Origin of the sequence: Pusillimonas sp., from assembly GCF_035515275.1 — a bacterium.
GTDB lineage: Bacteria > Pseudomonadota > Gammaproteobacteria > Burkholderiales > Burkholderiaceae_B > Pusillimonas.
Genome location: NZ_DATJBQ010000144.1, coordinates 1 through 16,235, shown reverse-complemented (window position 1 = coordinate 16,235; position 16,235 = coordinate 1). Strand labels below are relative to the sequence as shown.

The following is a 16,235-nucleotide window of genomic DNA, read 5'->3' as shown; positions in this document are numbered from 1 at the left end:
AACAAGGTCGACTTGCCTGCGCCGTTCAGGCCCAGCACACCAATTTTGGCGCCCGGGAAAAAAGACAGTGAAATATCGCGCAGAATCTGCCGTTTTGGGGGCACGATCTTGCCGACCCGATTCATTGTGTAAACGTATTGAGCCATGACTTCAGTTCAGGGGGTTGCCAAAAAAACGTTGGAGAAGCCCCAGATTGTAGGCCCTCTAACAAAATAAAACCCAACCAGCAAGACGTTGCGCAGCGCGTCATGCACTACAATAATTGCGTTTTCCTACGATCGCCCCCTGCCAATCAGCCTTCCAGGCGTTCAATATTATGTCCACCGACCAGCACCCCCCTCTTGTATTTACCGCCGAAGAACTCGACATGCTGGGCCGCACTGCCGACGCGCTAAGCGCTTACATGGGCAAACCGGTACTAGCCGAGATTATCGACGCCCAAGAAACCGGGTTCGAGTGGGCCTTGTTCGCCGTACCTCTTGAAACCGGAGAAGACGCTCGCGACCTGGTCACCGTGCAGGTCGGTGGCGCGGGGGCTCGCATTATCGGCCACCAGGGCGGACTGCAAATCGCCGACGGCGACACGTACCAGTGTCTGTATCTGTGGGCCATACAATTGTCGGACATTGAAGGGGTGCGCTTTATCAAGGTTGACGACGAAGGCGAAGAAGTGGCCTGGAGCGACGACCTTGGCAGCATGCTGCCATTTGCGCTGAGCGAAGCGCCTCTGCCTCCCGACGACGATCTGGACATGGATCTGGACGACGACCCCTCGGGCCAGCCCCCCACCCTGCACTGACCTTACATAGCAGCTTACACGCCCAGCGGGCGCGACGTGCGTATGTCGCGCAAATACAGTGCCACACCCACCGGCCACATCAGTGCCACCAGCAGGCGGCTGCGCAAGCCGTGCAGGCTGCGACCGCGTGGCAGGGCTTGCCCGTTGCGTTTTATGTGCAACGAGAAACGAGTGTAGCGGGCCGCGGCAGCGAAGAACTCTTGAGGCCGGTATTTGAACCACGGCAGGCACTCGACCACCGTGTCTTGCGCCAGCAGCCAGAGCCCCAGCGCATGTGAGGCGCCGCCCGTACTGCGGCTATGGCCTGTCAGTGACTCGCCGTCGCCTTCGTAATACACGCGAAACACCTGATTGACGAAACGCGTTAAATACCCGGCGCGCGCCATGGCGCGCCAGACCACACTTTCGGGCACGAAGCCCGGAATATCTTCAGGGAAGGGAAAGCGACGCAAGACCTCGGTGCGCATGCAGCCGAATTTCTCGCCCTTGACGTGGTGCTTGAACGACATGTCGATAGAGGTGGTGTCGAATACGTCGGAAGGGAACATATCGCCCACAATGTGCCCGTCGGGGCGCGCGCACAAACCGGTGATGGCCACAAAGGCCGACCGCTCGCTTGGATCCATGGCGCTCCAGGCCTGAGCCATGACATACAGCGCGTTCATATCAAGGCTGTCGTCGCTGTCGAGCGCCACAATCAACTCGCCACGTGCTTCGCGCACGCCATGATTGAACGCCGTTTTTTTATGCGCGTTTTCTTGCCATATGTAGCGGATGGGAAAACGCGCCTGCTGCTGCCACTGCATGACAAGCTCACGCGTATTGTCGGTAGAGCCGTCGTCGATCACCAGCCATTCGAAATCTTGAAAGGTTTGTTCGGCCAGCGAGTTATACACACGTGCCAATGTGTGTGCACGGTTGAACGTTGGGGTCAGTACGGTGAAAAGATGGCGCCGGTAAGACATAGTTATTTGAATTATGCGTCGATGCTGGCCCATGCCCAGCATGGTTACAAAAGCACGGTACAGCCATAATAGGCCAAAAAAAAACCATGAGTAAAGAACTCATGGTTTTTTGCCATTGCAACATGAAGACACAGATTACGCGCGCTTCACTTTTTCGAGCATTTTGAATACACCCTTGGGCGAATTCACAAAAAGGCGTTTAAAGGCCTTGCCCAGGCACCGACGCTCAAGCGTATTGCGCCGCGTACGTTTAATTTCTGCCATGTCGGCTCCAGTAAAATAGTGCGTTATAAAACCCCCCATTCTACCGCATTTGGGGGCTTCCTCAAAGCAACCGCGTCTTGGGCACGCCCAAAGCGTTCGGCTTACCATATTGCCATGAGCTCACAGATCCGCATATTCGGCGCACGCCAGAACAACCTCAAAAACCTTGACGTCAGCATCAACACGGGCGAACTGACCGTTCTGACCGGCGTTTCCGGTTCGGGCAAAAGCTCGTTGGCGTTTGACACCCTCTACGCCGAGGGGCAGCGACGCTACGTGGAAACCTTCTCGCCTTACGCGCGCCAGTTTCTTGACCGCATGGACAAGCCGCAGGTCGACCGCATCGAGGGCATATTGCCCGCTATCGCCATAGATCAGGTCAACCCGGTGCGCAATTCGCGCAGCACGGTCGGCACCATGACCGAGCTGAACGACCACCTTAAGCTGCTGTACGCCCGCATGGGCAGGCTGTACTGTCAGTGCTGCGGCACACGCGTCGAACGAGACAGCCCGCAGTCGATTCATGATCGGCTGGCCATGCTTGCCCGGGGCAACGGCCCACGCCTGACCGTCACTTTTCCGGTAACCATACCCGCCAACTTCACTGAAGACGAAGTAGTGGGCTATCTGAACCAGCAGGGTTACACCCGCATTCATCACGAGGAGACCACTGCCGCACCGGTTGCTGCGGCGGGTAAAGCCAAGGGCAAGCGCGGCAAGCCGGTAGCCAAGGCAAATGCCGCCCCCGCGCGCCTGCGTGTGCTACATGTGGTTCAAGACCGTTTTCGCCTTGGCAACGCCGAGCCCGAGCGCATCATGGAAGCGCTGGATGCGGCATTAAAACAAGGCGACGGCCACCTTACCATTTATGCATCCGGACCCGACGATGCCGACGAAACCGCGTGGCGCTTCAGCAGCCGCTTGCATTGTGCGCACTGCGACATCGAGTACGCCCCGGCCCTGCCCAGCGCATTCTCGTTCAATTCCCCCTTGGGGGCGTGCGAGGCTTGCCGGGGCTTTGGCCGGGTCATGGGCATTGACTACGGCCTGGTGGTGCCTGACGAAAAAAAGACCTTGCGCGGCGGCGCCATAAAGCCCTGGCAAACCAACAGCTACAAAGAATGCCAGGCCGAAATGGAACAATACGCCCCGGCGGCCGGTGTGCGTCTGGACACCCCCTGGCACGACCTCTCAGACAGCGAAAAAGAATGGGTGGTGGGTGGCACCCCCGACTGGAAAGGCGGCCCGCGCGCCTGGAAAACCCAATGGTATGGCGCCCAGCGCTTCTTTGACTGGCTTGAATCGCGCGCCTACAAAATGCACGTGCGCGTTTTGCTTTCGAAATACCGCAGCTATACGCCCTGCCCGGCCTGCGGCGGCTCGCGCCTGAAACCTGATGCCACGCTTTGGCGGCTGGGCAACGACCCGGCCCCACTTGACGGACGTTACCCGCGCTTCATGCCCGTGCATGCGCGCTGGACCCAAGAGCAGCTGGACGCCCTGCCAGGCCTGGGCGTTCACGATCTGATGCACCTGCCCATAGACCGGGTTCGTCGCTTCTTTGACACGTTGAGTTTCGGCGAGCAAATGGACGCGGCCATCGGGCTGCTGATGGACGAAGTGCGCTCCCGCCTGAAGTTCCTGTGCGATGTCGGCCTGGGTTACCTCTCACTTGATCGACAAAGCCGCACGCTGTCGGGCGGCGAGGTGCAGCGCATCAACCTGACTACCGCGCTGGGCACCTCGCTGGTCAACACTTTATTCGTACTGGACGAGCCCTCGATCGGCTTGCACCCGCGCGACATTCACCGCATTGTCCAAGTCATGCATCGGCTGCGAAGCAACGGAAATACCTTGGTGGTGGTCGAACACGACCCCCAGGTCATGGTGGCGGCAGACCGCATTATGGACATTGGTCCGGGCCCGGGCGAACGCGGCGGCCGGATCGTGTTCGACGGCACTCCCGGCCAATTGCGCGAAGGCCACACGCTGACGGCCGATTACCTTGCCGGGCGCTTGTCGGTCGAGGCGCCGCGCCCCATGCCGGTGGCACACAACACACCCAAGCTATTGCTCGAGGGCGTAACCGCCAACAATCTTCAAGACATTTCGGTGGCAATTCCACTGGGCCGTCTGGTTTGCCTGACCGGCGTTTCAGGGTCGGGCAAATCCACCCTGGTACAAGACGTGCTGTATCCCGCCTTGCTCAAGCGACAAGGAAAGCCGGTCGAAGCGCCGGGCGCACACCGGCACTTGCTGGGCGCAGAACAAATTGCCGAGGTCGTCCTGGTTGACCAGACGCCCATCGGCAAGACCGCCCGCTCCAACCCTGCCAGCTTCGTCGGCGCCTTTGACCCCATACGCAAGCTGTTCGCTCAGGCCCCGCTTTCCAAAGAGCGCGGCTATACGCCAGGAACCTTCAGCTTCAACACCGGCGACGGCCGTTGTCCCACCTGCGGCGGCACGGGTTTTGAACACGTTGAAATGCAGTTTCTGTCAGATGTATACCTGCGTTGCCCCGACTGCGACGGCAAGCGGTTCCGGCCCGAAGTACTTGAAGTGCGGGTCGAACACCTGGGCCGCAGCGCCTCGATAGACCAGGTACTGGACATGACGGTCAGCGAAGCGCTCGAGTTCTTCGGCGGGCTGCGCGACGTGCAATACGGCCTGGCTCCCCTGGCCGACGTAGGGCTGGAGTACGTGCGTCTTGGGCAACCCGTACCAACCCTGTCGGGGGGCGAAGCCCAGCGGCTGAAACTGGCGGGCCACCTGGCCGCTGCGGCACGCAGCGGCATCTCAAGCGCCCGCGTAGCCAAAAAGGGCAGCTTGTTCCTGTTCGACGAGCCCACCACGGGTCTGCACTTCGACGACATCGCCCGCCTGATGCGCGCCTTTCGCAAGCTTTTGGCGGCCGGGCATTCGCTGCTGGTCATCGAGCACAATCTGGACGTTATCCGCGCGGCCGACTGGCTGATAGACCTGGGCCCCGAAGGCGGGGATGCGGGCGGACGAGTTGTGGGTACGGGAACGCCGCAGCAACTGATGGACAACCCGGCCTCGCACACGGGGCAGGCTCTTCGCGACTATGCGCAGAACGTCATTGTTTCGGCTGCGCCTGCCGCAGCGGGCGACACCGTCCGGGCCGCCGATGCCGCCCTGGCCGAGCCGCAAGCCACCTACGCTGACCACGCGGGCACACCGCTGCAATCCATCTTGCGGCGAGGCCGAACCCAAGCGCCGACCATCGACATCATCAACGCGCGCGAACACAACCTCAAGGGCATCGACGTTTCGATTCCGCGTGACACATTTACCGTCATTACCGGCGTTTCGGGCTCGGGCAAATCCACGTTGGCGTTCGACATCCTCTTCAATGAAGGCCAGCGCCGCTATCTCGAGTCGCTGAATGCATACGCACGCGCCATCGTTCAGCCGGCAGGCAAGCCCGATGTCGACGCCATCTATGGCATTCCGCCCACGGTCGCCATCGAGCAGCGCACCAGCCGCGGCGGGCGCAAGTCCACGGTCGCCACCATGACCGAGATTCACCACTTCCTGCGCCTGCTCTACGTAAAGTTGGGCACCCAGATGTGCCCCGACTGCAAGGTGCCGGTGGAACCCCAAACGGCCGAGCAAATCGCTGCACAACTCATGCGCGAGCACCGAGGCCGCCACATCGGCCTGCTTGCGCCGCTGGTAACGGCCCGCAAAGGCTATTACACCGACCTGGCAAAATGGGCGGCGGCAAAGGGCCATACCCATCTGCGGGTCGACGGGCGGTTCATTCCCGTTTCCCCCTGGCCCCGCCTGGATCGCTACAAAGAACACACCATCGAACTGCCGGTCGCTGACCTGGTGGTCGACCCCAAGCACGAGCTTGAGCTTCGGCAAGCCATACGCAAGGCGCTGGAACACGGCCACGGTACGCTAACCGTGTTGCCGGGCCTTACCGCCGATACCGATGCGCCGCTGGACGCACGCCGTGCCACGGGCATCGACGAGTCGGCTCCAGCCATCAGTTTTTCCGTGAAGCGTGCCTGCCCGTGCTGCGGCACCAGCTTTCCCGAGCCCGACCCGCGCCTGTTCTCTTACAACTCCAAGCATGGCTGGTGTCCCGGCTGCTTTGGTACCGGCCTGCAGCTAAAAGGCTTCGATGAAGAACAAACCGGCGAAGAAACCAACTGGAACGCCTGGTACGACGGCCCCGCCCAAACCTGCACGACGTGCGACGGCGAGCGCCTGAACCGCGTCGCCCGCGCCTTCCTGTGGCGTGACCGGTCTATTGCAAAGCTTGCTGCGTTTTCCGTTTCCGAAGCGCACACCTTCTTTCGCGCACTGGTCACACGCGGGCGCGAAGAAGAAATCGCCCGCGACATACTTACCGAAATCCGCGGCCGCCTCGACTTCATGCAAGAGGTGGGGTTAGGCTACCTGGCCCTGGATCGCGCCGCGCCCACCCTATCGGGCGGCGAAGCCCAGCGTATCCGTCTTGCCGCGCAACTGGGCTCCAACCTGCAAGGTGTGTGCTATGTGCTCGACGAACCCACCATCGGCCTGCACCCGCGCGACAATCGCATCCTGCTCAACGCGCTGGCCAGGCTGGAACAAAACGGCAACACACTGGTGGTGGTAGAGCACGACGAAGACACCATACGCCGCGCATCGCACGTGATCGACATCGGCCCCGGCGCCGGTGTGCGGGGTGGACGCGTGGTGGCAGAAGGCACGGTCGAAGACATCATGCAGGCGCCAGCCTCGCTGACCGGCAAGTATCTTCGTCACCCGCTCGTTCACCCTTTGCAGGCACGGCGCCCTATCGACGGCGACACAACCATGATGACCGTACGCGGCGCCTACCTGCACAATCTGCACAACGTAGATGCTCAGATTCCCATTGGCCGCCTAAGCGTCATTACCGGTGTTTCGGGTTCCGGAAAATCCACCCTGGCGCGCGACGTCTTGCTGGACAACCTGGCGCGCGCCGTGGCCGCACGCACGGAACACACCGCCTGGCAGGGCTGCACCAGTATCGAAGGCTGGGAGCACATAGACCGCGTACTCGAAGTAGACCAGACTCCTATCGGCAAAACACCGCGTTCCTGCCCCGCCACCTACGTGGGCTTCTGGGACGACGTGCGCAAGCTGTTCGCCGAAACACGCGACGCCCGCGTGCGCGGCTGGACTGCCGCACGCTTCTCGTTCAATACCGGCGACGGCCGCTGCCCCATCTGCGAAGGCCAGGGCATGCGTACCATCGAGATGAGCTTTCTGCCCGACGTCAAAGTGCCCTGCGACGCCTGCAACGGAGAGCGCTTTAATCGAGACACCTTGAACGTGACCTGGGCCGACAAGAACGCCGGCGAAGTCCTGAACATGGAAGTAGACGACGCCATCGAATACTTCAGCGCCCACTCCCGCATTTTGCGCCCCTTGCGCTTGATGCAGGACGTAGGCCTGGGATACCTCACACTGGGCCAGCCTTCGCCCACCCTATCGGGCGGTGAGGCTCAGCGCATCAAGCTGGTTACCGAACTGACCAAGGCCCGCCTGACCGACGGCGTCATAAAAACCGGCCGCGCCTCGCGCATTCCACACACACTGTACGTGCTCGATGAACCCACAGTGGGGCTTTCAATGGCCGACGTGGAAAAGCTGACACATGTGCTGCATCGCCTGGTGGAAGCAGGCAATACCGTCGTGGTCATTGAACACAACCTGGACGTCATCGCAGAAGCCGACTGGATCATAGACATGGGCCCCGAAGGCGGCACCGGCGGCGGTCGACTGGTTTCCGCCGGCACCCCCGAACACGTCATGGCGATGAAGGATCAATCCCACACCGGGCGCGTACTGGCCGAATTCATGGAAACAGCACCCCAAACTTCGTAAAAACCAGGCGTGGTGCGGGGTGCCGGCCTGACCATCAGCCGGCAAACCGGCCGAACCCGATCCATTGAATCGCATCGGCAGCGGCCGCCATCCCCATGGAGGCCGTGATCGCCACCGCCGATCCATAACCCGCGCAAGACAAGCCCTGCAACCCGACCCCACCCAATTCCCGTGGCTGAGGATCCGCCCATTGCTGCGGCAAAATAGCCGGCTGATCGAACCACAACGCCCGAACGCCCATGCGCGGCACCCGCTTGAGCGCCTTGCCGTTGGCGTCCGAGCCCTTCGGATACCCATGATGGCGTCGCAACGTAGCGCGCAGCTTCGCCAGCAACGCATCGTTCAAGGCCGTGGAAAGATCGCCCGCCCTCAAGGCCAGCACATTCGTCTTGCCCCCGGCCCCGCCACACACCAGAATCGGCACCTTAAGGCGGCGTGCTTCAAGGATCATGGCGATCTTTGCAGTGGCCTGGTCCGTACAATCAATCAGCACGTCAAACCCAGGCGCCAGCAGCTCGGCAACATTTTCGGGCGTAACGAAATCGTCGATTAAATGCAGCTTGCAATGCGGATTGATGCCATGCACCCGCGCCGCCATGGCATTGATTTTGGACTGACCCAGCGTATCGCTAAGTGCGTGCAACTGCCGGTTAATATTTGATTCGGCAACATGATCCATGTCGATAAGCGTCAATCGCCCCACGCCCGAACGCGCCAGGGCCTCGGCGCACCACGAGCCCACACCGCCTATGCCTGCGACCGCCACATGGGCACCAGCCAGCTTGCGCAGCGCATCGACTCCGTACAAACGCTCGAGCCCGCCAAACCGGCGTTCAAGATCAGCCATATCGGCCGGTTCGTCAGGCACAATCCGGGTAGCGGGAATTTCCATAGACCTAAGCAAAATGCCCGCATCGCCACGCCGGGCAACGGGTTCGGGGTTAAAATTAAAAGCTGCCATCGAATATTAGACCATGCCCCACCGGCCCAATTTCAAACCGTGAACTCCTCTGCTTCGCTCGAATCCCTGTTTGCCGCCTCCGGCGCCAGCTTCCGCCTGCTTACCGAAGAACAACGTCAGGCCTCGCTCGACGCCAGCCTGGCTCACTGGAACGGACGTGACGACCTGTGGGTATACGGATACGGCTCCTTGGTGTGGCGCCCCGAGTTCGAGTTCGTCGAGCGCCGTTTCGCCCTGCTTCGCGGTTACCACCGCTCTTTATGCCTGTGGTCACGCGTCAACCGGGGCACGCCCGAACGACCCGGCCTGGTGTTCGGGTTGGATATCGGCGGCTCCTGCCGGGGCATGGTGTACCGAATTGCCGCCCAGAACGTTCCACACACCCTGACCCAACTCTGGAAGCGCGAGATGCCCAGCGGCGCCTACCTGCCCAAATGGCTTGCCTGCGCCACCGGGCCCGGCAGCGTCAAGGCGCTGGCATTTGTCATGGACCGCAGCCAGGACGCCTACGTCAGCGGCCTGACACACGAGCAGTTGGTGGCCATCGTGCGTGACGCCCACGGCACCTACGGCTCGTGCACCGAATACGTGCTGGAAACCGCCCAGGCCTTGAAAGACGCCGGCATTCACGACCGCAAGCTCGACGGCCTGGTACACGAATTGCGAACCCCGCACGCCGCCCGATCTTAGGCAAAGCCGCCGAGCGTAGCGATTTGCGTCGAACGGGTAGAATGATTCTTTCTCCGCCCACCGAAACAAGCTAAAGATCATCCATGTCCATTGCCGATTTGCGCCAGGTATACGACAAGAGCGTGTTGCTCGAATCTTCTCTGGCGGCCTCCCCGCTGGACCAATTTTCCAAGTGGTTCGACGAAGCCCTGAAGGCCGACGTGATCGAGCCCAACGCCATGACCCTGGCCACCGCCGACGCCCAGGGCAGGCCGTCGGCCCGTGTTGTCTTGCTTAAGGGCATCGACAAACAGGGGCTGGTGTTCTTTACCAACTACGAGTCACGCAAAGGCAACGAGCTGGCCGCCCAGCCGCATGCCAGCCTTCTGTTTTTCTGGCCCACCCTGCAGCGTCAGGTGCGCCTGGAAGGCCTGGTGGAAAAAGTCACGCCAAGCGAGTCGGACCAGTACTACAACAGCCGCCCGCTGGGCTCTCGCATCGGGGCCTGGGCCTCGCCCCAAAGTCGGCCCACCACCCGCGACGAGCTCGAGGCTCGCAGCCGTGAGCTGGCCGAATCCATGGGCGAACAACCCGCCCGGCCATCGCACTGGGGGGGATATCGCCTGCTTCCGCAGCGGGTCGAGTTCTGGCAGGGCCGCCCCTCGCGGCTTCACGACCGCCTTGTGTATCAGCGCGACGAACACGGCACCTGGCAAGTAACACGCCTTGCGCCCTGATCTATGACAGCACTTGCACCCGATTTTGATGCCGCTTTTTTTCGATCCGCCCTGGGGCGATTTGCCAGCGGGGTCACGATCATTACCACGCAAAGCCACGACGGCACTCAACCTATTGGCCTGACGATAAGTTCGTTCAACTCGGTGTCTCTGGAGCCACCCATGGTGTTGTGGACCTTATCGAACAAGGCGTCGTCCGGGGTGCATTTTGAACGCGCCGAACGCTACACAATACATGTGCTCTCGGCCCGCCAGCTACACCTGGCTCGCCAGTTTGCCGGCGGCCCGCAAGAAGAGCGCTTCAAGGGCGTGGCGGTTACCCGTGCCCCCAATGGCGCAGTGATGCTTGATGACCCAGAATGTGCCGCGTGGTTTGAATGTTATAACCTTCGCCGCCATGAAGCCGGCGATCACATTATTTTTATCGGACAGGTCGAGCGCTGCCAACGCTCGACGCATCAACCGCTGGTTTACCATGCGGGCGCCTTCGACCTGACCCCTTCCAATTAGCCTTCGTCCGACCGCCTTAACTTAGCTTAACCATGAACGATTTCATTCTGACCCTTTCCTGCCCTGACCGCATCGGCATCGTCCATAGTGTGACAGGCTGGCTACTGGGGCTGCACGGTAATATTATTGACGCCCAGCAATTTGGCGACATCGACGAAGAGCGATTTTTCTTGCGGGTGCATTTCAAGCTGCCACTGCCGGCCACCGTCGAGTCGCTGGAAGAAAGCTTTGCATCGGTGGCTGAACGCTTCAGCATGGATGCCCATATTTACGACGCCAATCGCAAGGCCAGGCTATTGATACTGGTCAGCCGCCAGGGTCACTGCCTGAATGACCTGCTGTTTCGTACACACAGCGGGCAACTGCCTGTCGAGATCGCTGCCATCGCATCCAATCATAACGATTACGCCTCGATGGCGGCCTCGTACGACATTCCGTTTCATCACCTGCCGGTTGACGCAGAAACCCGCCCCCAGCAAGAGCAACAAATACTCGATCTGGTTGACGCCCACCAAATCGACCTCGTCGTGCTGGCACGATACATGCAGATTTTGTCGGCGGACATGTGCAAGGCGCTTTCAGGCCGTGCCATTAATATTCACCACAGTTTCTTGCCCAGCTTCAAGGGCGCGCGGCCGTATCACCAGGCCCACGCGCGCGGGGTCAAGATTATTGGCGCCACCGCCCACTACGTCACGTCGGATCTGGACGAAGGCCCCATTATTGAACAGGACATCGAGCGGGTGGATCATGCCATGAGCGCACGCCAACTTACACAAGTAGGCAGCGACGTTGAGTCGCTGGTGCTGGCGCGAGCGGTGCGTTACCACGTCGAACACCGCATTTTGCTCAACGGCAGCCGCACCGTCGTTTTCAAGTAAACAAGCCGCTCAACGACTCAATTCGTTCGACACGGCCGCTTCGTTGCGCAGCCAAGCCTCAAAGGCCAGCAAAGCCTCAGAAGGCTTCTCCTGACCCGGGTAACTGAAGTAATACGCTTCGCGCATCGGCAAGACGCCGGGGTCTGCCGCCGTTAATTGCCCGCCCGCCAAGGCCTGGCGGGCCAGGAACCTGGGCACCAACGCCACCCCCATACCCGCCTGAGCGGCTGCCAGCAACATGGTGAAAAGCTCGTAGCGCGGCCCCGCCCCGACCGACGCTGGGCAGTCGCGCCCCTGTTTTCGATACCACTCGCGCCACACATCGGGCCGCGACATCATATGCAGATGCACCACGCCGGCCATGCCTTCGGGGTGCCCCTCGATGACCTCACGCACGGCAGGCGTGCAGACCGGCACCAGCTCCTTTTCATCAAACAGCTTGAATCCGACTGTTCCGGGCCACAACTGCGTCGCATGATACACAGCGGCATCGAAAGGATGGTCGTTGAATTGAAAGGGACGGGTGCGCACCGAAAGGCTGACCGCAACGTCGTCGTGGTCGCGCTGAAACCCTGCCAGGCGCGGTACAAGCCAGGTGGTGGCCAGGGTGGGCAATACGGCGATGTGCAGGCTGCGCCCCAGACCTGCGCGCGAGATCAGGCCGAAAGTATCTTTTTCGAGTTGATCCAGATGATGCCGCACCCGAGCGGCGTATTCCGCCCCGGCGTCGGTCAGGGCAATGCGCCGCCGTACCCGGGTAAACAACTGTACGCCCAAACGTTCTTCAAGGCCGGCCACCTGCCGAAACACCGCACTGTGGGTCAGAGAAAGCTCTTCGGCCGCCCGCGAGAACGACCCCAGCCGGGCGGTGGCTTCAAATGCCTGCAAGGCGCCCAAATTGGGTATACCGTGTCTCATGGGTTGACGTTCATAAATTGCACTATATTGTGCGTTTTTATCAATTGCACTGTGCGGTTAAATCACATTAGAATAGTTTAAACCTAAACATATTCGATACGGAGCAAACTATGTCGGCGTCCTTCAACTGGGAAGACCCCCTTTTACTCGACTCGCAGCTTACTGAAGACGAGCGCATGGTGCGCGAGGCAGCACGCGCTTACGCCCAAGACAAACTGGCGCCACGCGTGCTCGAGGCATTTCGCAACGAAAAAACCGACGCCTCCATTTTTACCGAAATGGGCGAGCTGGGCCTGCTGGGCCCCACCATTCCCGAAGCATACGGCGGCTCGGGCCTGAACTACGTATGCTACGGCCTTATCGCCCGCGAAGTCGAACGCATCGATTCGGGCTACCGCTCGATGATGAGCGTGCAATCCTCGCTGGTCATGGTGCCCATTAACGAATTCGGCACCGAAGAGCAAAAACAAAAATATCTGCCCAAGCTAGCCACCGGCGAGTGGATCGGCTGCTTCGGCCTTACCGAACCCAACCACGGCTCCGACCCTGGCAGCATGGAAACCCGCGCTGTTAAAACCGGCAGCGGCTACACGCTTACGGGCAATAAAATGTGGATCACCAACTCGCCTATCGCCGATGTATTTGTCGTGTGGGCCAAAGTGGTCGGCGGCGACGACGACGGCAAGATCCGCGGCTTCATACTCGACAAAGGCCTTAAGGGCCTTAGCGCACCAGCCATCCACGGCAAGGTCGGCCTGCGCGCCTCAATCACAGGCGAAATCGTCATGGACGAGGTCGAAGTGCCCGCCGATGCCATGATGCCCGGCGTTTCCGGCCTGCGTGGCCCCTTCACCTGCCTGAACTCGGCCCGCTACGGCATCGCCTGGGGTGCGCTGGGCGCCGCCGAAGACTGCTGGCACACTGCCCGCCAATACACCCTGGACCGCAAGCAGTTCGGCCGCCCCCTGGCCGCCAACCAGCTTATCCAGAAGAAACTGGCCGACATGCAAACCGAAATCACCCTCGGCCTGCAAGGCTGCCTGCGCCTGGGCCGCATGAAAGACGAGGGCACAGCCGCCGTTGAAATCACTTCCATCATGAAACGCAACTCTTGCGGCAAGTCGCTTGATATTGCCCGCATGGCGCGCGACATGCTGGGCGGCAACGGCATCTCCGACGAATTCGGCGTGGCCCGCCACCTGGTCAACCTTGAAGTTGTCAACACCTACGAAGGCACCCACGACGTTCACGCCCTGATTCTGGGTCGTGCGCAGACAGGTATTCAGGCGTTCTATTAATACCTAATACGGCCATGCCGCTTCGGCTACGTCCAAGCGTCAGCAATACCGCAGCGCCCGCCTTTAACAGGCGGGCGTTTTTTATGAGCGCGTCGGTTAACAGAAGCCAGTTTTAGGGTATTCCCCGTGTTCTCTACGGAAGATTGCTGTTGTAGGCTTGCATTACATACAAAACTGTATGCAAAATAATACGGAGACACAACATGCGGTCCTTACCTTTCAAACTCGTGGTCGGGCTTGCCCTGGCGGTGGCAGGCCAGAGCGCTTCAGCGGAAGTCAAAGTAGGTTATATCGGCTCGTTCTCGGGCCCTACAGCGATGCTCGGGCAAGAACAATACGACGGCTTTATACTGGGCATAGAAATGGCAAACGCCCAGCCCGGCAGCGTTCCAATTAAAGTGATTCGGGAAGATGACCAGTTTCGGCCCGAGATCAGCATGCAGGCCACACGCAGATTGCTGGAGCAGGAAAAAGTGGACGCCATGGTGGCACCGGGCTCGACCCAATTGCTGATGGCGAGCCTGCCACGCTTGAGCGAAAGCGGAAAAGTGGTGTTCTCGACCCTTTCTGGCCCTGCTGTTTTGGCGGGCGAAAAATGTCAGCGCAATGTGTTCGTTACTGCCTACCCGTCGGACGGCCCGGCGGAAGCGATGGGCGAATATGTGAAAAAGCAGGGTTTCAAGAACGTGTTTTTGATGACGTCCAATTATCAGGGCGGTAAAGACATGATCGCCGGCTTCAAGCGTCATTACACTGGCAACATTGCCGAAGAAATTTACACACAGTTGGGCCAGACAGATTATTCGGCCGAAATTACCCAGATACAGCTTGCCAAGCCGGACGCCGTATTTGTGTTCTACCCTGGCGGCATGGGTATCAACTTCACCAAGCAGGCGGCACAGGCCGGGCTGCTGCCTTCGCTGCCCGTGTTTTCGGTGTTTACCGTTGACCCCACGACGCTTCCTGCCATTGGCGCCAGTGCGAACGGCATCACGACCAGCGTAGTTTGGGACGCCGAGCTCGACAACCCCGCCAGCAAGGCCTTCGTCAAGGCGTTCTCTGAGAAATACAAGCGCGCTCCCAGTCACTGGGCCGCCGTCAGCTATGACACCGCTCAACTATTGAGTACAGCACTTCGCAGTATCGATAGCGACGTTTCCGATGACGCCAAGCTTATCCAGGCGGTGAAAAAAGCCGGTACAGAGTTCGATTCGGTACGTGGCTCGTTCAGCTTCAACCACAACAACATGCCCATCCAGGACTACTACATCTACCAGTACTCCGATGACAAGGGCCAGATCGTCGCCAAACCGATGGGCACGGCCTTAAAAGATCATAAAGACTCGTACGGATCGCAGTGCTCGATGAGCTAGGCCAACCGCCTCACCACAACGGCCGCTGACGCGGCCGTTGTCTTGTATAAAAACAGCATCAGGGCTGCCGGTACATTTTTGGATCAGACTACAAGCGCCTTAGCCGCGACACGCCAAGACTGTGTCAGCAACGCCTGGCGGCAAAGAATGAGTCATGCAGCGCGATTCGGTTCTTGAGTCGCAACTGACCGATGCCTTCCGGCTGGAACAGTACGCCCAGTTGGGTCTTGGCCGTTGCGCGCGCCTGCGTATTGGCTGCTTGGACCGGCATCCACACTATTTGTCGGGTTCGTAGATCAAGTTTTCGGTTTTCATGGACGGTACATTGGTAGCCGTGCCGTTCACCCACGACATCCGGGCCGGGCGCGACGCATCGCCCCCGGTGTTGAACTCTATTTTTATACCCAGGCCCTGAGCCGCAATGGCCAGCGCTGCCGGACGGAATTCGGGATTCGCATCCAGCATCAAGCCCAAGGCCGCATCGATAAGATGGAACTCCAGAATGTGCTTGGCCAGTTCACCGTCGCGGGCGATGGACGCCTCAAGCAGCAGTCTGTCGATTTCGCAGAACTCTTCAGGCGCTCGCGGCCGACTGAAATAAATACGCTGGTGACGAATGATCTTGAGATAAATGGACTCGATCATCTCCCGTATGGCTTGCGGGTAGTACACCAACACAGCCTCATGAAAACGATGATGAGCATTTTGAAACTCTTTGGTGCGCTCGGCACCTTCGCGCATGCTCTCCAGCGCGTCGGCCATCTCGGCCAGATCCGAGTCAGTCAGCTTGTGCGTCACGGCCGCGACCAGCGGCGGCTCGATCAGCAACCTTACCGCGTACAGCTGCTCGGTTTCTTCGAAGGTCACAGGGGCAACCTCCATGCCGCGATTGGTCGCTGCCACGACCAATCCTGTTTGCTGCAATCGGTTCAACGCTTCGCGCAGCGGCGTTCTGCTGACATCCAGGTCGT

Annotated in this window: 15 protein-coding genes; 8 read left to right on the top strand and 7 right to left on the bottom strand. The window is 60.1% G+C overall.

What is annotated here, in order from left to right:
• The coding region (locus VL003_RS10590; protein WP_325442250.1) for an ATP-binding cassette domain-containing protein at nucleotides 1–146 on the bottom strand (146 nt) is incomplete at its 3' end.
• Nucleotides 147–316: 170 nt separating this feature from the next.
• On the opposite strand from VL003_RS10590, the gene VL003_RS10585 reads away from it, so the two are divergent.
• Nucleotides 317–799, top strand: coding sequence for a hypothetical protein (locus tag VL003_RS10585; RefSeq protein WP_325442246.1), 483 nt, complete (start codon nucleotides 317–319; stop codon nucleotides 797–799).
• A gap of 14 nt (nucleotides 800–813) precedes the next feature.
• Here VL003_RS10585 and VL003_RS10580 read toward each other — a convergent pair whose 3' ends face one another.
• Both VL003_RS10580 and VL003_RS10575 read right to left on the bottom strand, forming a co-directional pair.
• Nucleotides 814–1,764 carry a glycosyltransferase family 2 protein gene (locus VL003_RS10580; RefSeq protein WP_325442244.1) on the bottom strand — a complete coding sequence of 317 codons (951 nt, stop codon included), beginning with the start codon at nucleotides 1,762–1,764 and terminating at the stop codon, nucleotides 814–816.
• Between the two features lie 135 nt (nucleotides 1,765–1,899).
• A complete protein-coding gene (locus VL003_RS10575) occupies nucleotides 1,900–2,028 on the bottom strand; it encodes a hypothetical protein (RefSeq protein WP_301115797.1) in 129 nt (42 codons plus the stop codon).
• A 114-nt stretch (nucleotides 2,029–2,142) separates the two neighbouring features.
• On the opposite strand from VL003_RS10575, the gene uvrA reads away from it, so the two are divergent.
• Nucleotides 2,143–7,917 (top strand): excinuclease ABC subunit UvrA, encoded by a 5,775-nt coding sequence (gene uvrA, locus VL003_RS10570; protein ID WP_325442241.1) that lies wholly within the window; start codon nucleotides 2,143–2,145, stop codon nucleotides 7,915–7,917.
• Nucleotides 7,918–7,951: 34 nt separating this feature from the next.
• Here uvrA and VL003_RS10565 read toward each other — a convergent pair whose 3' ends face one another.
• Complete coding sequence (locus tag VL003_RS10565) at nucleotides 7,952–8,764, bottom strand: tRNA threonylcarbamoyladenosine dehydratase (protein ID WP_325442248.1); 813 nt, start codon at nucleotides 8,762–8,764, stop codon at nucleotides 7,952–7,954.
• A gap of 153 nt (nucleotides 8,765–8,917) precedes the next feature.
• On the opposite strand from VL003_RS10565, the gene VL003_RS10560 reads away from it, so the two are divergent.
• The 4 genes from VL003_RS10560 to purU all read left to right on the top strand — a co-directional run bounded on the left by VL003_RS10560 (nucleotide 8,918) and on the right by purU (nucleotide 11,675).
• Nucleotides 8,918–9,568: a gamma-glutamylcyclotransferase gene (locus tag VL003_RS10560; protein WP_325442239.1), complete on the top strand. Its 651-nt coding sequence runs from the start codon at nucleotides 8,918–8,920 to the stop codon at nucleotides 9,566–9,568.
• An 83-nt stretch (nucleotides 9,569–9,651) separates the two neighbouring features.
• Nucleotides 9,652–10,284 (top strand): pyridoxamine 5'-phosphate oxidase, encoded by a 633-nt coding sequence (gene pdxH, locus VL003_RS10555; RefSeq protein ID WP_325442237.1) that lies wholly within the window; start codon nucleotides 9,652–9,654, stop codon nucleotides 10,282–10,284.
• Between the two features lie 3 nt (nucleotides 10,285–10,287).
• Complete coding sequence (locus tag VL003_RS10550; protein ID WP_325442234.1) at nucleotides 10,288–10,794, top strand: flavin reductase family protein; 507 nt, start codon at nucleotides 10,288–10,290, stop codon at nucleotides 10,792–10,794.
• A 32-nt stretch (nucleotides 10,795–10,826) separates the two neighbouring features.
• Nucleotides 10,827–11,675: a formyltetrahydrofolate deformylase gene (purU, locus tag VL003_RS10545; RefSeq protein ID WP_325442232.1), complete on the top strand. Its 849-nt coding sequence runs from the start codon at nucleotides 10,827–10,829 to the stop codon at nucleotides 11,673–11,675.
• Between the two features lie 9 nt (nucleotides 11,676–11,684).
• Here purU and VL003_RS10540 read toward each other — a convergent pair whose 3' ends face one another.
• Nucleotides 11,685–12,593, bottom strand: coding sequence for a LysR substrate-binding domain-containing protein (locus tag VL003_RS10540; RefSeq protein WP_325442230.1), 909 nt, complete (start codon nucleotides 12,591–12,593; stop codon nucleotides 11,685–11,687).
• Nucleotides 12,594–12,703: 110 nt separating this feature from the next.
• Here VL003_RS10540 and VL003_RS10535 point away from each other — a divergent pair, with 110 nt between their 5' ends.
• A complete protein-coding gene (locus VL003_RS10535; RefSeq protein WP_325442228.1) occupies nucleotides 12,704–13,891 on the top strand; it encodes an acyl-CoA dehydrogenase in 1,188 nt (395 codons plus the stop codon).
• 203 nt (nucleotides 13,892–14,094) lie between these two features.
• Nucleotides 14,095–15,264, top strand: coding sequence for an ABC transporter substrate-binding protein (locus VL003_RS10530; RefSeq protein ID WP_325442226.1), 1,170 nt, complete (start codon nucleotides 14,095–14,097; stop codon nucleotides 15,262–15,264).
• A gap of 124 nt (nucleotides 15,265–15,388) precedes the next feature.
• On the opposite strand, the gene VL003_RS10525 is transcribed toward VL003_RS10530, so the two are convergent.
• Together VL003_RS10525 and VL003_RS10520 are read right to left on the bottom strand one after the other, a co-directional pair.
• On the bottom strand, nucleotides 15,389–15,535 hold the full coding sequence (locus VL003_RS10525; RefSeq protein WP_325442224.1) for a hypothetical protein: 147 nt from the start codon (nucleotides 15,533–15,535) through the stop codon (nucleotides 15,389–15,391).
• Between the two features lie 5 nt (nucleotides 15,536–15,540).
• Nucleotides 15,541–16,235, bottom strand: a 695-nt coding sequence (locus tag VL003_RS10520; protein ID WP_325442222.1) for a GntR family transcriptional regulator, incomplete at its 5' end; no start/stop codon positions are given.